This window comes from Campylobacter concisus (assembly GCF_003048445.1).
Lineage (GTDB): Bacteria > Campylobacterota > Campylobacteria > Campylobacterales > Campylobacteraceae > Campylobacter_A > Campylobacter_A concisus_BF.
Genome location: NZ_PIQW01000015.1, coordinates 1 through 21,952 on the forward strand (window position 1 = coordinate 1; position 21,952 = coordinate 21,952).

The following is a 21,952-nucleotide window of genomic DNA, read 5'->3' on the forward strand; positions in this document are numbered from 1 at the left end:
GTCTTGTGATTTAGTAGATCAAAGAAAGATAGTAGGCCTGTTTTTAGTTTGAGGATGATTTTTAGGAGGTAAGACGACATTAGAAGTGAAACTATCACAGAGATGATGATCGCTGCTAAGATAACGCCGATAGCTGAGTAAAATAGCGTATGCAAATCTTTTAAAAGCACATCCTCGTCCATCTCACCAAATAGGTACCAATCAAGGCTTGGGATATATTTTGAGCCAATTATCAAATTTCTCGTGCCGTTAAAGTGACGGATGACGCCGCCATTTTTATTCATCAAGACATCAAATTTCTCTTTGCCAAGGATATCTTTTACATTTACTTTGCCGACCCTGTCGCTCTTTTCTATCTTTACGATACCGCTTGAATCAACCATTAGGAATTTACTGCCCTCGCCCATGGTTTTTGAAGTGACTAAATTTACGATGTCATCAAGGTTCATACCTATCGCGCTGACGCCATAAAATTTGCCGTCTTTTTCAACCTTGCTATTTACATAAAGTGTTAGCGAGCCAGTAGCTTCTGAGACTTGGATGTTTAGAGAATTTATCTCTTTGCCATTTTTAACGTCAAAGTACCAGCTATCACGTGGATTGTCCTTGCTAAGCTGTTTTAAAATTTTGTCGTTTGTGTAGTAGTTTAGAGTTCTATCAGAGACAAACATCGCCGTTGAGAGGTTAAACGCCTTCATAAGGTCGGTGTTGTAGTTAAAAAGCGTTGCTAATCCGTCTTTTGACTCGCCCTCGTCGATCCACTTGAGAAGATAGTCGTTTTTGGTCATCTGATAAGAGGTGTTGATGATCTTGTCTATGGCATAGCCGATCTCACCTGCAACGTTAGAGACAGCTAGAGGTAGCTCATCTTTCACAACTTTTTCTGTATATAGGTTGCGAGCTATGTTGTAACTAATGAGGCTAACGCCGATTAGTAGCAGCACGATCACAGCTGTCAAAATAACAGAAATTTTAATCCTTAAAGACTTCATAAATCACTCCTTGATCAATATTTGCGTAATTATTCAACTTTTTATATAAAAGTAAAATTAATTTAAATAAATATGAAATTTTGTTTTAACTATGTTACTTTGAGGGGTTATAATGACACAAATTTAAATCACTCTTTGCGCTAAAGTGCTAAAAATTTCTAAGCAACTTTTCAAACTGCACACCATATTTTGTACGATTATTATCTTTTAGCGTGATCTTGATGCTCTCAAGTACAAAATTTGCTGCCTTTTTGATAGCATTTTGCATGCTTTCTCCATTTATAAGCGAGCCAAAAAGCACTGAAGCGAAGATATCTCCGGTGCCGCTTGCGTGAAAGGGCAAATACTCGTGAAAATACTCCACTTTTTCTTTCGTTTTTGCATCGTAAGCTATGATACCACACTCATTTTGCTTGTATCTAATGCCCTTTAAAACGATCTTTTGCACGCCAAAACTAGCCAAACCCTCAAGCAGCTCCAAAATGTAATCCTCGCCGTATCCATCACTTAAAAATGGTTTAGCGCACATAAAACTTGCCTCAGTTATGTTTGGCGTGATGACGTGTGCCTTTGTGCAAAGCTCTCTCATCTTTGCCACAAATTTCTCATCAAAGCCGTGATAGAGCTTACCATTATCGCCCATGCAAGGATCCACAAGCCTTAGCAAAGAGCCACTATCAAACTCAGCAAAGACCCTCTCTATAAGCTCGAGCTGCCTAAAACTACCTAAAAATCCAGTGTAAATTCCATCAAAGCTAATGCCCTCTTTGTGCCAAACCTGCGTTATAGCGTCAAATTCATCAGTCAAATCACGAAAAGTGAAATTTTTAAAGCCAGTGTGAGTTGAGAGCAGTGCCGTTGGTAAGATGCACGCCTCGATGCCTTGGGCGCTGATTATGGGAAGTGCGACTGTGAGCGAGCATTTGCCCACGCACGAGATGTCTTGTACAGTTAAAATTCGCTTCATCTATCATCTCAATTTATAAAATTTAACGCCAGCAACATCAGTTTGATAAACCACGCCGTCTTGCAAAAGGCTATTTAAAATTTGCTTTGAGTGCTCTGAGAAATTTTCTTCTACATTTGCCATAGTTTGCGGACGGCGCTCTAGCATGGCTAAAATTTCACTCTTGCTAAATTCATACTTTTGCTCTATCTTGTGAGCCCTAGCTATGGTGACTGGCACGCCTTTTATCTTGCTTGCAAGCTCTTCAAGCCTACTAGCATCAACGCCTTTTACGTTGTAAGCTGGCGGGCGATCTATCGTGCCCACATCCACTCGGTGCGGAGCTATCTCATTTATAGCCTCATTAAGAGCTATAAATTCCTCTTCTTTGTCGTTAAATCCAGCCACGACCAAAATTTCAAGCACAAGCTCACCCTTAAATTCCTTGCGAAATTTAGCCATTGCTTTTACTAGCTCATTTACTTCTATGCCACTTTTGTTGCGGTCTATCTTTTTAAATGTGCTTTGCACGGCGCTATCAAGGCTAAATTTAACTATATCAAGCCCATATAACGCTTCACAAATTTTTTGATCCATCACGCCTGAACCGTTGCTTAAGATGAGAGTTTTTGCCTTGCCCTTTATCTCATTTACTTTTACGATCAGCTCTTTTAAGTATGGATAAAGAGTTGGCTCGCCATTTGCTGTAAGCGTGATGACATCGATGTTTTGATGAACTTTTAATGCTTCTTTTAAAGCGCTTATGATCTCATTAACGCTTGGTGGATTTTCTATCTCTTCAACAGGTTTTGCGCCCTTTAACTCACAATAAACACAGTCAAAATTGCATGATTTTTGCTTTGGACTTAGATCGATGCCAAGGCTCATGCCAAAACGGCGCGAATTTATCGGTCCAAAGACGATAGTGCTATCTTGCACTTTTTCTTTGAACCTCTTTTATGAAATATTTTGCGTTTTCAACTGGCACATCTGGCAAGATCCCATGACCAAGGTTGAAAATATGCGGTGCGCCTTTCATCGTACTTAAAATTTTATCAACTCCCTCGTCGATCGCCTTTTTGCTATATAGCCTTGTTGGCTCCATATTGCCTTGAAGGACGTATCTTGGGCTAAGTTTTTCTTTTGCAAGCTCGATCGGCGTGCTCCAATCAACTCCAAAAACGTCAAATTTACCTGAAATTTTATCCAGATAGCCGCTTATACCTTTTGGGAAAACTATGACTGGGATATCTGGAAATTCAGCCTTGACGCTATCAACTATCTTATTTATATAGTTAAATCCAAACTCAAAATATGCCTGCTCTTCAAGTGCAGCCGCCCAGCTGTCAAAAATTTGCACGGCATTTACGCCAGCTTTTATCTGCTCTTTAACGTAAAGAATGAGCGCTTGCGTCACTTTTTCTAAAATTTGATGCAAAAATTCTGGATTTTTATAGAGCATTTTTTTGCAGACCGCATAGTTTTTGCTGCCACCACCCTCAATCATATATGTAGCTATCGTCCACGGCGCACCACAAAAGCCAATGAGCGCTTTATCCTGCGCCAAATTTTCTCTTGTAAGCTTGATCGTGTCATAGACGTATGCTAAATTTTTAACCGATCTTTTGACGCTAAGTGCATCAAGAGCGGCCTCATCACGCAAAGGCTCGCTAAAAACTGGTCCCTCGCCCTTTTCAAAGCGCAGATCCATGCCCATTTCAAGTGGCACAACGAGAATGTCGCTAAACAAAATAGCCGCATCAACGCCCAGGATATCAACTGGCTGAAGCGTGACCTCGCTAGCCTTTTTATAGTCTTTGCAAAGTGACAAAAAATCCCCTGCTTGCGCGCGTACTCGCATATACTCAGGCAAGTATCTGCCAGCTTGCCGCATCATCCAAACAGGCGTGTATGGCGTAGGTTTTTTCAAACAAGCGTCTATGAATATCATAAAATTTCCTTTAAATTTTTAAAGGGATATTATCCAAAAATAGCTAAAAGAAAAGATGTAGAAGAAATTTTAAGCGTAAAAACGCTTAAAATTTTAGTGATCTCCCTTGTGAAGGAAATAAAGTCCAAGGCAAAGCGCTAGGATAGAAGCCGCAAGATAGGCCATCTCAAGCGGTGTTGTGAAGTTTGCGTGAAGCACTCTTTGGAAGAAATTTACGATTAAAACCATGACGATCACTTTGCCAAGCTTGTCTTTTAGCTCATCAAGCGAATGCACTTCAAGCACCTTGCTCTGCTTTGACTGCTTTAACTGTGTGATCTCTGAGATGAAAAGCTCGTAAATTCCGAAGCTAAATATATAAAGAACAAGCGCCATCAAGTAAAGATCGATCGCTCCAACTATCTCGCCAACGACCTCTGAGTGGAAATTTTCAACGTGAAAATCTGCAGCGAAGAAATATTTATAAACCTCTAAAAGCACCTTGCCGACATCATAACTTGCGATGATGAAAAGCACGATCGCACCTAAAAGTCCAAAGACTACCGGAAAAAGCGTGAAACTGTTGCTTGCAAGCAAAATTCTCTCAAATATTTTACGCAATAAAAACCCTTTTTGTGAAATTTAAAAAGGTCGTATTTTATAGTTTTTTCCTTAAAATTTAGGTGCAAAATCGCAATTAATTTTAGTGCAAACTACTCCTGCATCATGATCCATTTTTGTGCGATCCTAACGGCATTTGTCGCAGCTCCAACGCGGATCTGATCAGCACTGCATCTTAATTACGGCTTATTTAAATTTTAGTAGCTAGCGTGTAGAAATTTAGTGGCGAGATTTCATTGCGATTTGTATTTATTTGACTTTAAATTTAGGCTCGTCGCAAGTAGGCTTTTAAGTCTTTTTGGCTAGAAATTTAACCCAAAAGATAAATATCAATTAGCCAAAACGGATAAATTTAGCAGGCTAACGCTTTAGCCTGCAATGGTTACTAAAACAAGCTATTTACGCTTTCGTTGTGATAAACACGGCGTATCACTTCGCCAAATAGTGAAGCTGTGCTTAGCACTTTTATACAAGGAAGTTCTTCTTTTAATGGGATCGTATCAGTCACCACTAGCTCGTCTAAAAAGCCAAGTTTTAGCCTATCATAGGCTGGTCCGCTAAGCACTGGATGCGTGCAAAACGCCATTACGCTAGTTGCGCCGCGCTCTTTGAAAATCTCAGCCGCTTTTACGATGGTGCCAGCAGTGTCGATCATATCATCGACCAAGATCACATCTTTGCCTTTAACATCGCCGATCACGTTCATCACTTCGCTCTCGTTTGCTTTCTCGCGGCGTTTATCAACGATGACCATATCTAATAAATTTAGATTTTTTGCCAAGGCTCTAGCACGAGCCACGCCTCCTACATCTGGGCTTGCGACAACTGGATTTGGTAAATTTTTAGCTTTTACGTAGTCGTTAAAGATGATACTACCATAAAGGTTATCTACTGGGATATCGAAAAATCCTTGAATTTGTCCTGCGTGAAGGTCCATCGTCACGACCCTGTCGATGCCTGCTGTTTGCATCATATTTGCCACAAGTTTTGCAGTGATAGGCACTCTGGGAGCTGCTTTTCTGTCTTGTCTAGCGTAGCCAAAATACGGCACTATCGCTGTTATAGAGCTTGCACTGCTGCGTTTTAAAGCGTCAGTTAAGATAAGAAGCTCCATTAAATTTATATTTGCTGGGGCACATGTTGGCTGGATGACAAAAACATCTTTCCCACGCACGCTTTCGCCGATTTGCACGCTGATCTCACCATCGCTAAATCTTTTAATGCTAGCTTCACTCAGTGGAAGCGACAAATATTGCGAAATTTTCTTCGAAAGCTCGATGTTTGCGGTGCCTGAGAAAATTTTATAGCCTCTCATAATAGTAACCTTTTTTAGTGATTTTTATGTTGTGATTTTATCAAAATGAGCTTTAAATTTAAATTTATTTACCAACTATTTTTAGTCAAATTTTCTACTCCAAAAGCCAAAATTTACACTAAATTTTTATATCATTTTACATTTGTAAATTTATGAGGACTAAGATAACAAACATGTTTAAGATATGTAGAATTTACGACTTTATTAAAAGCGACGACGAGAAATTTAAAGGTGTCTTTATCGATAGACTTTATCCTAGAGGCGTGAAAAAAGAGATATTTTCTAGCTTCATCTGGCTAAAATCAGTCACTCCGTCAAACGAGCTAAGGTCATGGTTTCATGAAGATAAAGAGGCTAGGTTTGATGAATTTTGCAAAAAATTTAGGCAGGAGCTAAACGGCAAAGAGGAGCAAGAGGGACTAAAAGAGCTTAAAAAGCTAGAAAAAGAGTATAAAAACGTGGCGCTTCTGACCGCTGTCAAAGAGCCAGAATTTAGCCACGTTAAGGTGATAAAAGAGGCGCTTAGTTCTTTATAAAGCCACTTGCGATGACGCGATCACCATCATACATCACGCAAAGCTGACCTTGCGCTACGCCAAGTGCGTTTTGATTTAGCGTTAGCTTTGCGGTTTTGTTAGCTTTATCTACCTTTACAAAAGCCTCAAGTTTAGGGCTTCTATACCTTATCTTGGTTTCGCACTCAAATTTATCTTCATCGATAAATAAATTTACATTTTCAAGCTCAACCACCTTTTGAACAAGGTCGTCCTTTGTGCCGACAACAATCTCGTTTTTTTCGGCATTTATCTTGATGACAAAGTGTGGCTCGTGAGCGCCAAAAACCTCAAAGCCACGGCGTTTGCCAATAGTGTAGTGCATGTAGCCTTGGTGGCGGCCGATGATATTGCCGTCTTTATCGACCACGTTGCCTGGCAAATTTGTATTATAGTGCTTATTTAAAACCTCGATATATGTGTCCTCAACAAAGCAAATTTCGCTGCTTTCAGCCTGAGTAGCGAACTCTTCAAGCACTTTTACGCCTCTTGCTAGTTCTTTTATATCTTTTTTAAATTTATCTCCAAGTGGAAAAATGACATCTTTTAGCACCTCTTTTGGCACCTGAGCTAAAAAGTAGCTTTGATCCTTGCTAGGATCTTTGGCGCAGGTTATAAAACCATCAACCACCTGCACATAATGCCCAGTAGCAAGCTTCTCGCAGCCATTTGCCTTTGCAAAGTCAAGTAGCGCACCAAGCTTTATAAATTTATTACACAAGGCGCAAGGATTGGGCGTTTTGCCCTCTTTATAGAGCCTGACAAATGGATCATAGACATATTCGTTAAATTTATCCTGCAGATCTAGGATATGCACCTTGATACCAAGATATTCGCCCACTTTTTTGACTTTCCTGATGTTTTCTTCGTGGTATCCTGGCTTTTGATGAAGCATCATGTAGCAGCCTTGCACCTCATGTCCAGCCTCTTGCAGAAATTTAGCCGTCATCGTGCTATCTACGCCGCCGCTCATTGCAACCATTATTTTCATATTTTTACCTTTTTTAAATTTAAAGGCGATATTTTATATCTTATTTTTAAATAGCCAAAATTTCGCTTACGATAAGCTCCAGATCATCGGTGATTTTATATAAGCTTAAATCTTCTTCGTTTATCGTTTTTTGAGGGATCAGCGTCTTTCGTATAAACTCATCAAGCCCTTGCCAAAACTCGCATCCATAAAGAAAAATTTTCACTTTTTTGCTACCAACATGAGCTAGCACCAAAATTTCAAATAGCTCATCAAGTGTGCCAAAGCCGCCAGGAAAGACGACAAATGCGATAGAGCTATCAGTTAGGGCAAATTTTCTTGGGCTTAAATTTGAAAAGAGATATTTTGCGGTGACGTATGGATTTGTATTTTGCTCAAACGGAAGCCTCACGTTTAGTGCGACGCTAGGGGACTTTGCGCTGTCAAATGCACCCTTGTTTGCCGCTCTCATTATGCCATCTCCTCCGCCAGTTAAGATGGCAAAACCTAGCTCATTTAGCTTGTAAGCTAGCTCGTATGCCTTTTTGCAGTAGAAATTTTCTTCATCAAACCTAGCTGAGCCAAAGAAGGTTACATTTTTGTTTTTATACTTTAAAACGCTTGGAAATTTTAAGAGGTCATTTACTAATTCATTCATTATTTTAACTGCTGAAGCCTCTCGCGTTTTGAGCCTATCTGCGTGATCTGGATGCCAAAGTTGCCGTCTATTATAACCACTTCGCCAAGGGCTATCACCTTATCTCCTATCAAAATTTCAAGCGGGTCGTTTGCGAGTTGATTTAACTCGATGACTGAGCCTATATCCATAGTGAGCACATCTTTTAAGAGCATCCTTTTTGAGCCGATACGAACGCGCATTGGTAGTCTAACGTCCATGATAAGGCCGATATTTCTCATCTCTTCTGCGCTAAATTCGCCCTTTAGTGCATGGGGAGCGGCTGCAGCTTTTGCAGCATCTGCTGGCTCGCTTTTAGCAGGCTCAAAAAATCTCATAAGCGTGTGATCGCAGACAAAAGCCACATGCTCATTTAGATCCTCGATCTTTATGTTAAACAAAAAAAGCTTTTCAAAAACGCTAAAATCAAGCGATGAGTTTTCATCTAAGAAATTTACATTTATCACCTCAAAGCTGATCTTTGGCATACCTTTTTGTGCTCCAAGAGAGGTGCTAAATGCGCTAAAAAGGTTTGAAAATATCTCTTTTGCAGCGTCAAGCTCGTCGCTTCCGAGGTTTTCATTCTTTGAAATTTCTTCTTCGCCCATCATCCACTCGCTAACTGCGCTTATGAGCACTGGCGTGCAGGCGATCTCGGCTTTTGCATTGATGTCGCCACTTAATGTCACGCTAGCCATGACAACTGGCGGTTTTATACCATTTTGCGCTGGCGCGTCAAATTCATTTCTCTCGCCGATCTCTGGCGCTCTACCAGTTAGCCCTTCGATGGTCGCTTTTAGTTCATTTGAAAAGATGTTAAAAAATTCATTCGTCATTATCTTCGCTCTCTTCTTCGTTGTTGTGTTCGTTGGCCTCGTCGTATGCCATTAGTTTTGCTTTTCGCTCTTCTTCGTATTTTTCTAAGATGTGTTTGATCTCGTCTTTATCAGAGCGGATTAGCTGCTCGATCTTGATAGACTTTCTAAATCTATGAAGCCCAACTTCAGCCAAAAATACCTCTTTTTTGTCGATACAAACGATCGCCTTATCATCAGCTCCTCTATCAAGCCTTAAGATATCGCCCTCTTTTAAATTTAAAAACTCATTTACGCTAACGATTGATTTGCCAAGGATCGCCTCATAAAGCACCTCGGCGCGGCCTATTAGCGTTTTTAGCTCTTTGTTTCTACTCTTTTTAGCGCTAGTTTCGCCAAGCATGATGTCCCTGTTTGCAAGGCGCGATAGGATCGGCTCTAGGTAGATGACTGGATAGCATAAATTTATCATGCCGCTTGAGCCACCAACAATGATCTCCATGACGACCATGATGACGATCTCGTTTTGAGATACGATCTGAACGACGTTTGGGCTGCTCTCTTTTGCCTCGACGTTTGGATACATATCAGTTATCATCGACCAGCTCTCTTTTAGGCGCTGCATGATCATCCTAAGCACCGCATCAAGTAAATTTACCTCGATGTCAGTTAGCTCTCTGTTTGCCTCGAAATTTTCACCAGTTCCGCCAAGTAAGCGGTCTATCATAGGAAATGCTATGCTTGGATTTATCTCTAAGATGCAGTTTCCATCAAGTGGCTTGATAGAAAAGACGTTAAAGCTAGTTGGGCTTGGCAAACTCATCAAAAACTCGCCATATGTCATCTGATCTACGCTGTGAAGCCTAAGCTCGACGATACTTCTCATGACACTTGAAATTTGACTAGCTAAATTTCTAGCAAGCTTGTCGTGGATGCCTTTTATCGCGCGGAGTTGCTCTTTGCTGACGCGGTTTGGACGCTTGAAGTCATAGATAATGATCTGTTTTTGCTCGCCTTGTGGGCTCTCTTCTATCTCGATATTGCTCGTATCGCCGTCTTCGTCGACGACTTCAAGTAGCGCATCTATCTCTTCTTGACTTAAAATATCAGCCATTAAACCCCCAAGCTGCGTCTGATGCGATCAAGCAAACGTTTATGAATTTGTGAAATTCTACTCTCGCTGATGTTCATTATCTCGCTGATCTCTTTTAAATTTAGCTCTTCGTAGTAGTAAAGCTGAACTATCATCTGATCGCGCTCGTCAAAGTCTTTTAACGCACTTTCGATCTTTAAGATAAGATCCTCTTTTTCTACGCTTTTTTCAACATCGCTTTGACCGATTAGCTCCATTTGCTCGTCTATTGGCAAGATAGTGATGATGCCACTAACACCCCTTGCCTCTCTTATCTTTTCGATATCTTCATTTAGTTTTTCAGCCAGATACTCGTCGCTTGGCTCTTCTTCGTGAGTGTTAAAGTAGTTATCTATCTCGGTATTTATGCTCTTTACTAGCTTTCTATCGCTTCTACTAACGACGTCAAGCGCTCTTAGATAATCTAACATCGAGCCATAAATTCTTTTTTTGCCATATCCCCAAAATGAGTCGTTTTGCTCTTTGTCATACTTCCTGCTAAGCTTTATCATCTCTTCAACGCCAACGCTTATAAGGTCGTTTACGTCGATGCTTGAAGGCAAGCGCTCCTTTAGCCTAAACGCCATCGCGCGCAGAGCTGGTATGTATTTTAAGACGATCTCGTCTTGCTCTTTTTTAATGGTGCTTTTATAAGCGTTAAGCTGCTTTTGCTTTAGTTCGTACATTTTGCTTACCAGAGTCTAAATTTTCGGTGGTTACTTTTAGCATGATATTTTCCATCCGTTTTTCCCTAACGTTTAGCTCAGAGATGAGATAGTCTGCGATCTCCTCATGTCTTTGCTTGTCAAAAAATTTCTTCAAAGTCCTTTTTACATCGACGTAGTTCATTATCACGATGTGAATTATAAGGTAGAAAAATAAGGTAATAACTAGCGTATAAACGAGCATTTCGATAGGCTCGCTCACCTTTAGCAAGGTAAAAACTATGCCTATGAAAAATCCACAAACCGTAAAAAATGCTATAAAATTTTCTGCACGCAAAGCTCAATCTCCATTAAAATTGTTCTATCAAACGCTTAAAGAAGCCCCCAAAGCTCCTGCTTTGCTCATCTTTAAGCACTTTTCGTTCCAACCTATAAAGCAAATTCGAAGCTATCTGTTTGATCTGCACGCTAGCAGAGCCGTAAGCTTCGTCATCTGTAAAGAGCGTCCTTTGCTTTATGCTCCTTGCCACGCTCTTATCAGAAGCCACGTAGCCAATTAACTCTAAATTTAAGCTTGGTCCGATATTTGCATTTGCCACTCGCTTTACATTTTCATAAATTCTAGTGGCCTCAGCCTCGTTTTTTACCATATTTAAAAGCAAAAGCTCATTATTTTTAAACCTTGAAACGATCTTTATGACCGCATACGCATCAGTTATCGCCGCAGGATCAGGCACGGTTACTACAACAACCTCATCAGCCGCCTCTAAAAATAGCTGCGTACTGCCGCCTATGCCAGCACCGGTGTCAATGATCAAAAAGTCAAGCCCATCAAGCTCGCTCGCCTCATCTAAAAACCTCTCAAATAAAAATTGATTGTTAAATTTCAAAATTTCATCGCCGCTCTCGCCAGGGATGAGGATGAGATTTTTATTTATAGGTATCAAGATATCTTTTAAGCTACACTCGCCCTTTAGCACATGAAGCAGGTTTTTGCCCATTTTGACGTTTAAGATCACATCAAGGTTTGCAAGGCCGATATCAGCGTCAAAAAGCCCTACTTTATAGCCATTTTGCGACAAGACATTTGCCAAATTTGCGCTTATCGTGCTCTTGCCAACGCCACCTTTGCCACTTGTAATCGCTATAAAATGCGTATTTTTAGCTTTATTTTGAGACTGGACTAAATTTTGTAGTTTTTGCGCTTGGTTATTCATCGCTAGCCTTTTGCTTTGTAAAGCCGTCAAACACGCACTCTACTAAAAATTCGCTCCTTGCCTCCACAAGATCATCAGGCACCTCTTGACCCACGCTAAAGTAGCTAACTGGCGTGTTTGTCTCATATATCAGCGAAAAGACGTTGCCAAAAATTTTGGTCTCGTCAAATTTGGTGATTATTAAAGTGTCGATCTCTAAAAATGAAAATCCATTATAAATTTCTATCAGATCCTCGACCTTTGAGCCAGCTGAGAGGACTAAATTTACATCGATCTTTGCGCCGCTATGCTTTAAAAATTTATCAAGTCTTTCAAGCTTTTCTTTGTCATACTGCGAATTTCCAGTGGTGTCGATTAGTATCACGTCGCAGTAGCTAAGCTGCTTTATGGCGTTTTGAAAGTCCTCGACCTCTATGACATCAAGGATCGGCAGCTTCATCATCTTAGCGTATTGAAATAGCTGTTCAACCGCTCCGATACGATATGTATCAAGCGTGATGATGCCCGTTTTATAACGCTTTTCGTTGCCGTAAGCAAAACGAGCCGCGAGCTTTGCAAGAGTCGTCGTCTTGCCAACTCCGGTTGGGCCAACTAGCATCATTATGCGCTGTTTTTTATCACTTAGCTCTTTTCTGCAAGGTAGCATATTTCGTAAAAGTGAGTAGAAATACCTTTTTACCGCAGTTGGGTTGCTTTTCATAGAAACAGGCAAATTTTCAAGCGTCGTTTGCATGATCGCCTCTAAATGCTCCTCTTTCATACCACTTTGTTTTGCGAGCTTGTAGATGCTAGCAAACTCCGGCGGGATCAAGAGATTGTTTCGATTTGGGGCTTTTTCGTCCCAGATCATGTCAGTTATCAGCCCTATTTTCTCGCTTAGCACGCTTACTTGCTTCGCTACGTCGTCTATTTTTTTATTCATGCCATTTGTATTTGGCTCTTTTATCTCGTTCATATCGACATTTGCGATCGCACTTATCTCTTTTGCGACGTCTGAGATATTTAAAAGCACGCTCTCATTTGGGTCGTAAGGCTCAGGCGACGTCGTCTTTGCCTCAAATTTAGCAGGCTCCTCTTTTATCTCAAATTTTGGCTTTGGCGGCTCGTAGTTTTTGCTAAATTTAGAGTAGGCATTTTCATAATTTATTGCTTTTACATTTGGCTTTGGTGGCTGTTTTACCTCGTCCTCTTCGACGCTTACTAAAATTTCATAAAGCGGCTTTTTGTTTATCGTTTTGGCTTGAATTTGCTTTGTAGTAACGAGTATGGCCTTCTCGCCGCACGCTTCTTGAGCCTTTTTCAAAGCCTCGATGGTGCTCTCACCTGTAAAAGTATGAAATTTTGTAGCCATTTATATCCTTTTAACCTCTCATAAGCCCTAGTGGCACGATCACGCTAAGCCTCTTACTAGCCCCTGGGTGTGGCACGATAAGGCGCGGCGTCTTATAGACTTTTTTACTAAAATACAAAATATCCAGATCAAGCGTGCGTGGCGCATTTTTAAACGTCCTCACGCGCTTAAATTTACTCTCATAGTGCCCCAAAATTTTTAGCAAATTTCTAGGGCTCATAGATGTTTGTAAATTTATAACAGCGTTACTAAAATCATCCTGCGCTTCGTAGCCAAACGCCGCATTTATAAGGATCGGCGAGACTTCGACTACGTGAAAACGCCTATCTTCACTAATCGCTCTTATAAATTTATCAAACCTCTTTGCGCTATCGCCGATGTTGCCACCCATGCCAACTAGCGCCTCATACTTAAACTCATCTCTTTTATGAAAAAAACTAGGGCAAAAACGGCTTTTTACGATCTTTCTTGCTCCAGCTAGCCTCATAAAATTTCGCACCCACCTTCTCTTGCGACTACCACGTCCTCGATGCGCACGCCAAATTCATTTTCTAGATAAATTCCAGGCTCCACACTAAAAACCATGCCCTCTTTTATGAGCGTTTCACTTCTTGCTGAGATGACTGGAAGCTCGTGTATATCGACTCCCACGCCATGTCCTGTCGAGTGAAAAAAGGCCTTTTCATATCCAGCCTTTGCTATGACACTTCTTGCCGCAAGGTCTATCTCGCACGCCCTCACGCCAGCTCTAGCGACCTTTATCGCAGCAGCCTGAGCCTCTTTTACGATCTCGTAAATTTCTTGCATCTTGGCGTTTTTAAATTTTTGCTCCTTTGAAAAGTTAAAATTTTCATCAAAGCAAGCAGTTCTGGTGCGATCAGAGCAGTAACGCTTAAATTTAACCCCAGCGTCAAGTAGCAACAAATCGCCCTTTTTTAAAATTTTATCCCCAGGCAGCGCGTGCGCCTTTGCGGCATTTTCGTTTATCGCTACGATCGGATCAAAGCTAAGACCTAGCTCGTTTTTTTGCCTAAAGATGAGCGAGGCGTTGAAATGAAGCTCTTTTTCGCTCATCCCTTCGCCATTTTCACGCACAAATTTAGCAAATTCATCAAAGCATTTAGCTCCAAATTCGCTAGCCTTTTTTAAAATTTTTATCTCATCTTCGCTCTTGCAAATTCTCTTTAGTCTAGAGAAATTTGCCTTTGGCTTGAAATTTATCTTAAAACCCTTGCTAAGCGCGTTAAACTCGCTCAAATTTAGCTCGTCAGGGTTAAAAACAAGGCTTTTTGGCTTCATCTTTCTTAAAAATGCCCGCACCTCGCTTATTAAATTTCTCTGCGCCAAAAGAACGACTACGCCTGCATTTACGCAGCTTTTTGCCTCAAAATAATACCTCGCGTCCGTGAAAAAGTATTTCACGCCGTCAAGACACAGCAATAACTCATTGTCGCAGCTGTAACCGCACTCATAAAATACGGCGTTTTCGTCCTTTAAGATGAAATTCATTGTGCTTTTTGATTTGCTCTTACTGCTTTGATTTGCTCAAAAATTTGAAGCATGCCTATCATCGCCAAATGATAGCCAACTGGTCCAAAGCCCACGATCTGGCCTGCTGCAACTGGTGCGATGAGGCTTTTATGGCGGAACTCTTCTCTTCTATAAACGTTGCTGATATGCACCTCGATAACTGGCAGCGCAACCGCACTTAGCGCGTCACGGATAGCGATAGAGGTGTGAGTGTAAGCGGCTGGGTTTATGATGATGCCGTCAGCATCGCCCAAGCACTCTTGGATCTTATCGACTAGCTCGCCCTCAAGGTTGCTTTGAAAAAACTCGATCTCAACGTCATTTTGATCGGCAACGATCTTCATTTGAGAGTGGATATCCTCCATCTTCATAACGCCGTAAATTCCTGGCTCTCTAGCGCCAAGCATGTTGATATTTGGGCCTTGGATAACCATTATTTTTAGCTTCTTATCCATGTCACTCCTTTTTGATTAAATAGCCCAAATTATACATTTTCGTTCCTAAATTTTCGCTACAATAACAAAAATTTAAGGCTAGAAATGGAAATTTTAAAAGCAAAAAAGATCATCACTGGCGGAGAAAATCCAAAAATTTTAAGAAATTCTTGTGTTGTCATCGAGGGTGATAAAATTTTAGAAATTACAAGCGAAAAAGAGGCGCAAAAGAAATTTAAAGATGCGAAAATTTGCGACTTTGGTGAGAGCGTGATAGCCCCAGCCTTCGTAAATACACACGTTCATTTGGAGTTTAGCTCAAACGTCAGCACTCTAAAATATGGTGACTTTATAAAATGGCTTGGCTCTATCGTCGATAAAGGCGGCGAGCTAGCTAAAATGGACGCTAAAAAGGCGATGAATGAAGCCATAAATTCGCTGCTAAAAAGCGGAGTTTGTGCCATTGGCGAGATATCTAGCTTTGGCTCGGAGCTTGAAATTTTAGCCGCTAGTCCGCTAAAAGTCGTGCTTTTTAGTGAAATTTTAGGCTCAAATGAGCAGATGGTTCAGCAAAATTTGCAAAATTTCTTAGCTAAATTTGAAAAAACAAAGGGCTATAAAAGCCAAAATTTCACACCAGCTATCTCGCTGCACTCGCCCTACTCTGTGCATCCAAAGCTAGCCAAAGCCGCCCTTGAGATAGCTAAAAAGGATGGTCTTCTTGTAAGCACGCACTTTTTAGAGAGCAAGGCTGAAAAGCAGTGGCTAGAGGACGGCAGCGGTGGCTTTAAAAAGCATCTTTTAAGATTTAGCCAAGACCCAAAGCCGATGTATGACGCGAATAGCTATTTTGCGATGTTTCGTGAGATAAATACACTCTTTACGCACTGCGTTTATGTGAGCGATTTTACTAAATTTAAGCCTCATCACAGTGTGACACACTGCGCCGTTTCAAATAGGCTACTTGGCAAAAAGGCGCTAAATTTAAAAGAAATTTTCAAAAATAACGTCAGTCTAAACATCGGCACAGATGGCCTTAGCTCAAATATCAGCCTAAATTTCTGGCATGAACTACGAGCTGCACTTTTTACCCACGCTAGCCTTGATCTAAACGAGCTTGCCACCAGACTTTTTGTCGCTGCAACGCACGGGGGCGCAAAGGCGCTTAGGACAAATAACGGCGAGATAAAAGCAGGACGCGCAGCTGATATCGCAGTCTATAACGACCTAGAGTGCGATGATAGCGAGCTAATTTTGCAGCTCATACTTCACACAAACGAGGCTAAAAAACTATATATCGGAGGCAAAATTTGCAAATTTTAAGGCTTATTTTTAGAGGATTTTTGGGAATTTTTAAATTTATCAATAACTACTTTAAGGCGCTTATATTTTTGCTCATCTTATTTTTTATTTTCGCACCAGATGGCAAGATGAAAGAGCCAAATTTAGCCCGCATAGACATCACCGGCACGATAATGGACACAAGCGAAATTTTAGAAGCGCTAGAAAAAGCAAGGAGTGATAGCAACATCAAAGGCGTGCTACTCTACATCGACAGCCCAGGCGGTGCGCTAAGTCCTAGCGTGGAGCTAGCCATGGCGGTCAAGCGACTAAAAGAGAGCAAAAAAGTGCTCGCATACGCAGCTGGCAACATGGCAAGTGGCAGCTACTACGCTGGCGTAAACGCCGATACTATCGTCGCAAACCCAGGCGCTTTCATCGGCTCCATTGGCGTCATCATGCAAGGGGCAAACATCGAAAATTTAGCCAAAAATTTAGGCGTGAGCGAGCAGGTGGTGAAGGCTGGCGAGTTTAAAGAGGCTGGCACCTTTATGAGGAGCTGGAGCAAGCAGGAGCGTGAGAGCTTGCAAGGGCTCGTAAATGACGCTTACATGCTCTTTGTAAGCGACGTGGCGGAGGCTAGAAATTTAGATATCAAGAAAAAAGACGAGTGGGCAAACGCAAGGGTCTTTTTGGCGCACAATGCCCTAAAAATGGGGCTAATAGACAGCCTTGGTAGCTACATAGACGCTCAAAATGAGCTAGCTAAAATAAGCCTCGTAGATGAGCCCGTCTGGCAAGAAAAACCGCAGCTCGAAAAGATAATGGAGAAATTTACAAAGCAAGGCATAAACTCGCTTTTTAACGCATTTTTCGAGACAAAGCTTAGATAAAAAACCAGCCAAGTTAAATTTAACTGGCTGGCAAAGCTTTTTATGTCTAGCTTATTTTAAAATCCCCTCGCTATCCACAAAGAGTTCTCGCCCTGCTATTTTTATCAAAAAAGTAGTTTCATTTATCCTTTGAAGCACCTCAAATTTACCATAAATGCTATTTTTGATAATGACATTAAAGTTTTCATACAAAAGTCCAAATTTATCACCTAGTCGTGATAAAAAGAAAAAGTCGCTAGCAAAATCAAATTCATTTTACATATCATTTTTCTTTTTATAGGTCGTGGTTGTTTTTAATTTATGCTATTTAAAAAGTAAGTAAATTTGAGAGAAATTTAAAGTAGATGGTGGAAGCGAGGGGGATCGAACCCCTGTCCAAAAGCAAAATCCATACAGCCTCTACACGCTTAGCAAAAGTGAAAATTTCATCTAAAAAGGCTCACTTTCCAAAACCAAAATTTAGACTAAGACTAAAATTTCAGCTAGCAAGCAGTCACTTTGCTGGCCTACTCTAGCTAAATTACTCGCTTACATCCTAGCTAGAATGAGACAAAGCGAGGCTCAACTGAACTTACGCAGCTTTAGCGTAAGCAGGAGCGAAATTAACGTTGTTTGCGTTTAAATTTAATTTGAGCTTTTTACGCTTTGCTCAAAGCGACGTGCCACCGTACACACTCTGCTCCTGTCGAAGCCAAGTCGCTCCCATAAAAAATGAAATGGTTTAGTTGGATTGTTTAGTCAAGCTTTGCAGGTACGTCAATGATCTTTGGCTCAAGGACGCTAAAATACTCTAGGTCTTTCTCGACGTCGCCTTTGTATTTATGAAACTGATCGCTAATAAGCAGCAACCAATCTATAAATTTATCATTTGCTGGACCTTTTAAGCTTCTAGCCTCTTGAGTGACCTCTTCAGCCAAAGTCGTTAGTTTCAAGATCGGGTCAAGATGCATAAAACCTGCTGCTGATTTGATATTGTGAAAGATCCTAGAAAGCTCTAAAATGCTCTCCTTATACTTGTCAGCTCTTCCTAAATTTATTATCAAAGGCTCTAGTAAATCGCACATCAAAGTGTAGTGAGAGAGAAACTCCTCAACTATATCATAAGAATAATCGACTTCAAGCCTTTTTAATATACCCATTTTCATGTCCTTAAGAAATTGGCGTAATTGTAGCAAAATTTTGATAAAATTGTTAGCATTATCACAAAATTTACCGGACTTAGCCATGAAAGATGAAAAAACCGCAAAGAAAAAACTAACTATAAATGATATAAAAAACAAAAAAGGCGCCGAGCCTATCGTGATGATAACCGCCTACGATGCGCTTTTTGCGAAGATTTTTGATGATTATGCTGACATCATCTTGGTTGGCGATAGCTTAAATATGAGCTTTAACATGCAAGAGAGCACGCTAAGTGCTGATATGAGCACCATGCTTTATCACACAAAGGCCGTTTGCACTGGGGCTAAAAAGAGTTTTATCCTAGCTGATATGCCATTTGGCAGCTACACAAATGAAAAGCAAGCTATCAAAAATGCGATGAAATTTTTTAAGCAGACAAATGCCGATGCGGTGAAGCTTGAAGTTGGCATGCATCAGGTAAATTTAGTAAAGCGCCTCTGCGAAGAGGGCATAAACGTGATGGCTCACATCGGACTAAAACCGCAGTTTTTTAAATTTGAGGGCGGATATAAGATAAAAGGCAGAAGCGAGCTTGAGGCAAAAAGGCTGGTTGATGAGGCTTTGGCATTTGAGCAAGCTGGTGCGTTTGGCATACTGCTTGAAGGCACGCTTAGCAACGTGGCAAGCGAGATAACAAGGCAGGTTCGTGTGCCAGTTGTGGGCATAGGCTCTGGGTCAGACGTCGATGGGCAGGTGCTTGTCTGGTCTGATATGTTGGGATTTTTCGAGGACTTTAAACCTAAATTTGTCAAGCGCTATCTTGACGGAGCCACTCTTGTGCGAAAAGGCGTGCAAAGCTACGCTAACGAAGTAAAAAACAAAATTTTCCCAAGCGAAGAGTTTTCGTATCAGGGTTAAATTTATACTCCAAATTTAAAAGTAGCCCATAAAAACTCTGCAAAAAGCTCTATCAACACCAAAGCGCTAGAGCATACTTTTTAAATTTAAAAAAGCTCTTCTGATTCAAGATAGTTTTGCGAGATATTTCGCTCTTTTTCGTCGGCATTTACATGAAGGACGTAGTAGCCTATCTGCGTGTTGCTAGCATCAAGTAGCGGCACAACACAAAAATAGTGTGTCTTATATACGTAAAATTCATACTTTTTAAGGTCTATGTCACGCAAAATTCCAACTATATTTAAATTTGCACTGCTCAAATTTTCGATGTAATAATCCCTTAAAATTTGATCACTCGGCGCGCTTTTGTGTGCTGGCATCTTATCTTTTGATAGGAGCACGAAAAGGTCTATGCCTTGCGTTTTATAAAAATTTCCAAGTGAGTCGTAGTTTAGCAAAACCTCGATGCTACCGATGTTTTTACCCTCATGCATCACATTTGAAACAGCCCTTATATGCACTCCAGCATACCATGCCTCGATGCCAACCATGGGTCTATCTTGACGCCTTGACTCTTGGACTAAAAACCTACCACTAGCGATCATATCGCCATATCTGTTTAGATCCCAGCTTCTTACGTAGCTTTTTAGATCTTTGTCGTAAAGATGAAGCTTGATGTTGTTATACATCGACGCTGCGCCAAGAGTTTTGGTCAAATTTTCGATGTTTTTTACGCACTCATCGCGGTTTTGACCCAGCAAACACATCTGTATAGACTCATTTTGAGCAAGCAGGATCGAGATCGCCATTGATGAAAATTTCTCATCATCGATGCTTTTGTTTAGCTGCTTTACGTGGTAGTCAAAAAAGACGCGCATATTGTTTTGCTTTTTTTCAGCCATGTATGAGCTGTAAAGAAAGTAAAATAGGCTGCCAAGTAGCGCAAAAACGACTAAAACGATATAGATATTAAAATATTTTTTGTATTTACTCAAAACTAAGCCTTAGTTTTTTTTCTAAAAATTTAGCAAACTCATCAAATTTAGGCAGCTCAAGCTCGCTTTTTCTTTTGGGGCTAGCCCAAACGCTATCTGGGAAAAATGCATCATTTTCAAATCTCGCAATGACGTGAATATGCACGTGTGGCACGTAGTTTCCAAAGCTTGCGATGTTTATCTTAGTCGGTTTATAAAACTCAAGCATCGCCTTTTCAGCCACCAGCATCGCCTCAAAAAGCCTAGCCCTACTCGCCTCATCACACTCACTTAGCTCTCGGTATGGCTTAGCAGTAAAAATTTTCACCCACGGAAGCTCATTCTCTTCGCGCTCAACTCTTATAAATTTATCTTCATATATCATATTTTGCCCCTATTTTATACGAAATTTCTCTCTCGCAAAAGCGTGTAAAGCTTGATCGTTGAGATAAAAAATGTCACGATCGCAGGTCCAAGTATGACGCCCCAGAAGCCAAACGTCGTGATGCCAGCGATCATCGCAAAAAAGATGAGTAGCTCGTTTATCTTTGTTGGTATCTTGACTAGTTTTGAGTTTATAAATTTAATGACAAGCGGCTTTAGCAAGGTATCAGCGCCAAATGAGATCACAATGATGGTGTAAAGTGCGATCGTGATAGCGGCTGCTGTGTTGCCATTTGCAAACTCATAAATGCTAATAGGCGCCCACGCCAAAAAGCCACCAACGACTGGGATTAGTGAAGCGAAGCTAAAAAAGATGCCAGTTAGCACGCCGTCATAGCCGTAAAAACTGGTGACAATGGCAAATAAAAAGCCCTGGATGATCATATTTGCGATGGTTGAGTAAAAAACGACGCCCATCACGTTGCCAACCTCGCTAAGTATCGACTCAGTGTCCTCTTTTTTAAGCGGAAGCGCCTCTTTTAGGTAGCTTATAAGCTCGTTGCCATAAAGGTTACAAAAGAAGAAAAAGACTAGGATGATGATCATATCAACGCCAAATTTAAGGCTTAGTTTGCCTAAATTTGCAAGATTAGCAGCGACTTGCGAAAAGAGCATCTTGATATCAAGCCCGCCTATAAATTCCTTGATCTTTGGCTCTAAGAAATTTATCGATTCTGGCAGGCTAAAGTCGTAGTTTTTGATAAATTCGATAGTCTTTGTGACGTTGTTTATATCAAAGCCAGCTGCGTATTTTGCGATCTCTACGACTGCGTAAAGAAGCGGCGCGATAAATAGGCAAAGAAGCGCAAATGTCGTAAGACCTGACGAGAGCGTTTTGCGGTTTTTAGTAAGCGTTAAAAATGCGATCTGCACGTTCGCAACAGCCACAGCAAGCAGCGCTGCGATAAAAATGTCAAGTAAAAATGGTTTAAAAAGATAGACCACCAAAGCCAAAGCACAAAACGCAAAAATTCCAAAAAACAGCCTGTTATTCATCTCGCTCCCTTAAAATGGGGTAATTATAGCAGATTTATCAGAGCTACTCATTTGCTTGATAAATTTACTAAAACGCTTTGGCGCCAAATTTGCAAAGAGCAGGCTTTTGGCATTTTAGCGTGGGCTAGCACTTAGTAAATTTAGATAAATTTATGCCTTACGTAAATTTTCTAGCTCAAAAGCTCCTAAAAATTTAG

General features: G+C 40.8%; 25 protein-coding genes, 1 other RNA gene and 1 pseudogene. 4 read left to right on the plus strand and 23 right to left on the minus strand.

Features of this window, described 5'->3' with window-relative positions:
• The 7 genes and pseudogenes from CVT14_RS09225 to CVT14_RS09250 all read right to left on the minus strand — a co-directional run.
• On the minus strand, nucleotides 1–992 hold a 992-nt coding region (locus tag CVT14_RS09225; protein WP_159071752.1), incomplete at its 3' end, for a cache domain-containing protein.
• Between the two features lie 148 nt (nucleotides 993–1,140).
• Nucleotides 1,141–1,959 carry a pyridoxamine kinase gene (locus CVT14_RS09230; RefSeq protein ID WP_107850179.1) on the minus strand — a complete coding sequence of 273 codons (819 nt, stop codon included), beginning with the start codon at nucleotides 1,957–1,959 and terminating at the stop codon, nucleotides 1,141–1,143.
• Nucleotides 1,960–1,962: 3 nt separating this feature from the next.
• Complete coding sequence (locus tag CVT14_RS09235; RefSeq protein WP_107850180.1) at nucleotides 1,963–2,877, minus strand: radical SAM protein; 915 nt, start codon at nucleotides 2,875–2,877, stop codon at nucleotides 1,963–1,965.
• Entirely contained in the window at nucleotides 2,867–3,889 is a 1,023-nt protein-coding gene (hemE, locus tag CVT14_RS09240; RefSeq protein WP_107850181.1) for a uroporphyrinogen decarboxylase, read from the minus strand. Before hemE ends, CVT14_RS09235 begins: the two co-directional genes overlap by 11 nt.
• Nucleotides 3,890–3,982: 93 nt before the next feature.
• Complete coding sequence (locus tag CVT14_RS09245) at nucleotides 3,983–4,489, minus strand: YqhA family protein (protein ID WP_021087398.1); 507 nt, start codon at nucleotides 4,487–4,489, stop codon at nucleotides 3,983–3,985.
• Between the two features lie 92 nt (nucleotides 4,490–4,581).
• Nucleotides 4,582–4,668: pseudogene (locus tag CVT14_RS10870) on the minus strand (hypothetical protein); the annotation flags it as partial.
• A 206-nt stretch (nucleotides 4,669–4,874) separates the two neighbouring features.
• Nucleotides 4,875–5,804 carry a ribose-phosphate pyrophosphokinase gene (locus tag CVT14_RS09250; protein ID WP_004317514.1) on the minus strand — a complete coding sequence of 310 codons (930 nt, stop codon included), beginning with the start codon at nucleotides 5,802–5,804 and terminating at the stop codon, nucleotides 4,875–4,877.
• A 173-nt stretch (nucleotides 5,805–5,977) separates the two neighbouring features.
• Between CVT14_RS09250 and CVT14_RS09255 the strand changes: the two genes are divergently transcribed.
• A complete protein-coding gene (locus CVT14_RS09255) occupies nucleotides 5,978–6,340 on the plus strand; it encodes a DUF488 domain-containing protein (RefSeq protein WP_021093570.1) in 363 nt (120 codons plus the stop codon).
• Here CVT14_RS09255 and mnmA read toward each other — a convergent pair.
• The 11 genes from mnmA to aroQ are packed head-to-tail and all read right to left on the minus strand — an operon-like array spanning nucleotide 6,327 to nucleotide 15,169.
• A complete protein-coding gene (gene mnmA, locus CVT14_RS09260) occupies nucleotides 6,327–7,379 on the minus strand; it encodes a tRNA 2-thiouridine(34) synthase MnmA (RefSeq protein ID WP_265094443.1) in 1,053 nt (350 codons plus the stop codon). The genes CVT14_RS09255 and mnmA overlap by 14 nt on opposite strands.
• 16 nt (nucleotides 7,380–7,395) lie before the next feature.
• Nucleotides 7,396–7,986, minus strand: a complete 591-nt coding sequence (locus CVT14_RS09265) for a TIGR00730 family Rossman fold protein (protein WP_021090074.1) — start codon at nucleotides 7,984–7,986, stop codon at nucleotides 7,396–7,398.
• On the minus strand, nucleotides 7,986–8,840 hold the full coding sequence (gene fliY / locus CVT14_RS09270; RefSeq protein WP_021090090.1) for a flagellar motor switch protein FliY: 855 nt from the start codon (nucleotides 8,838–8,840) through the stop codon (nucleotides 7,986–7,988). The genes CVT14_RS09265 and fliY overlap by 1 nt, the downstream gene beginning before the upstream one ends.
• Nucleotides 8,830–9,933: a flagellar motor switch protein FliM gene (gene fliM / locus CVT14_RS09275; protein ID WP_012140115.1), complete on the minus strand. Its 1,104-nt coding sequence runs from the start codon at nucleotides 9,931–9,933 to the stop codon at nucleotides 8,830–8,832. Before fliM ends, fliY begins: the two co-directional genes overlap by 11 nt.
• Entirely contained in the window at nucleotides 9,933–10,637 is a 705-nt protein-coding gene (locus tag CVT14_RS09280; RefSeq protein WP_103596859.1) for an RNA polymerase sigma factor FliA, read from the minus strand. The genes fliM and CVT14_RS09280 overlap by 1 nt, the downstream gene beginning before the upstream one ends.
• A complete protein-coding gene (locus CVT14_RS09285) occupies nucleotides 10,609–10,953 on the minus strand; it encodes a hypothetical protein (RefSeq protein ID WP_012140116.1) in 345 nt (114 codons plus the stop codon). Before CVT14_RS09285 ends, CVT14_RS09280 begins: the two co-directional genes overlap by 29 nt.
• Before the next feature lie 13 nt (nucleotides 10,954–10,966).
• A complete protein-coding gene (locus CVT14_RS09290) occupies nucleotides 10,967–11,833 on the minus strand; it encodes a P-loop NTPase (protein ID WP_103599060.1) in 867 nt (288 codons plus the stop codon).
• Nucleotides 11,826–13,184, minus strand: a complete 1,359-nt coding sequence (gene flhF / locus CVT14_RS09295) for a flagellar biosynthesis protein FlhF (RefSeq protein ID WP_107850183.1) — start codon at nucleotides 13,182–13,184, stop codon at nucleotides 11,826–11,828. Before flhF ends, CVT14_RS09290 begins: the two co-directional genes overlap by 8 nt.
• Nucleotides 13,185–13,194: 10 nt before the next feature.
• A complete protein-coding gene (folK, locus tag CVT14_RS09300; RefSeq protein WP_021087347.1) occupies nucleotides 13,195–13,671 on the minus strand; it encodes a 2-amino-4-hydroxy-6-hydroxymethyldihydropteridine diphosphokinase in 477 nt (158 codons plus the stop codon).
• Nucleotides 13,668–14,693, minus strand: coding sequence for a M24 family metallopeptidase (locus CVT14_RS09305; protein WP_107850184.1), 1,026 nt, complete (start codon nucleotides 14,691–14,693; stop codon nucleotides 13,668–13,670). Before CVT14_RS09305 ends, folK begins: the two co-directional genes overlap by 4 nt.
• Nucleotides 14,690–15,169: a type II 3-dehydroquinate dehydratase gene (gene aroQ, locus CVT14_RS09310; RefSeq protein ID WP_004317604.1), complete on the minus strand. Its 480-nt coding sequence runs from the start codon at nucleotides 15,167–15,169 to the stop codon at nucleotides 14,690–14,692. The genes CVT14_RS09305 and aroQ overlap by 4 nt, the downstream gene beginning before the upstream one ends.
• Before the next feature lie 84 nt (nucleotides 15,170–15,253).
• On the opposite strand from aroQ, the gene CVT14_RS09315 reads away from it, so the two are divergent.
• Both CVT14_RS09315 and sppA read left to right on the plus strand, forming a co-directional pair.
• Complete coding sequence (locus CVT14_RS09315) at nucleotides 15,254–16,471, plus strand: metal-dependent hydrolase (RefSeq protein WP_107850185.1); 1,218 nt, start codon at nucleotides 15,254–15,256, stop codon at nucleotides 16,469–16,471.
• Nucleotides 16,459–17,322: a signal peptide peptidase SppA gene (sppA, locus tag CVT14_RS09320; RefSeq protein ID WP_107850186.1), complete on the plus strand. Its 864-nt coding sequence runs from the start codon at nucleotides 16,459–16,461 to the stop codon at nucleotides 17,320–17,322. Before CVT14_RS09315 ends, sppA begins: the two co-directional genes overlap by 13 nt.
• Nucleotides 17,323–17,667: 345 nt before the next feature.
• Here sppA and ssrA read toward each other — a convergent pair.
• Nucleotides 17,668–18,026: a transfer-messenger RNA gene (gene ssrA, locus CVT14_RS09330) on the minus strand.
• A gap of 30 nt (nucleotides 18,027–18,056) precedes the next feature.
• A complete protein-coding gene (locus CVT14_RS09335) occupies nucleotides 18,057–18,461 on the minus strand; it encodes a hypothetical protein (RefSeq protein WP_004317574.1) in 405 nt (134 codons plus the stop codon).
• Nucleotides 18,462–18,546: 85 nt separating this feature from the next.
• Here CVT14_RS09335 and panB point away from each other — a divergent pair, with 85 nt between their 5' ends.
• Nucleotides 18,547–19,362: a 3-methyl-2-oxobutanoate hydroxymethyltransferase gene (gene panB, locus CVT14_RS09340; RefSeq protein WP_107850187.1), complete on the plus strand. Its 816-nt coding sequence runs from the start codon at nucleotides 18,547–18,549 to the stop codon at nucleotides 19,360–19,362.
• An 86-nt stretch (nucleotides 19,363–19,448) separates the two neighbouring features.
• On the opposite strand, the gene CVT14_RS09345 is transcribed toward panB, so the two are convergent.
• From CVT14_RS09345 to CVT14_RS09355, 3 genes are read right to left on the minus strand one after another with little or no spacing between them, the layout of a single operon-like run.
• Nucleotides 19,449–20,336 (minus strand): cache domain-containing protein, encoded by an 888-nt coding sequence (locus tag CVT14_RS09345; RefSeq protein ID WP_021093479.1) that lies wholly within the window; start codon nucleotides 20,334–20,336, stop codon nucleotides 19,449–19,451.
• The gene (locus tag CVT14_RS09350) at nucleotides 20,329–20,700 is read right to left on the minus strand and encodes an HIT family protein (protein WP_103578136.1); all 372 of its coding nucleotides are present in this window, start codon (nucleotides 20,698–20,700) and stop codon (nucleotides 20,329–20,331) included. Before CVT14_RS09350 ends, CVT14_RS09345 begins: the two co-directional genes overlap by 8 nt.
• 14 nt (nucleotides 20,701–20,714) lie before the next feature.
• The gene (locus CVT14_RS09355) at nucleotides 20,715–21,755 is read right to left on the minus strand and encodes an AI-2E family transporter (protein ID WP_107850188.1); all 1,041 of its coding nucleotides are present in this window, start codon (nucleotides 21,753–21,755) and stop codon (nucleotides 20,715–20,717) included.
• Nucleotides 21,756–21,952: the final 197 nt, after the last annotated feature.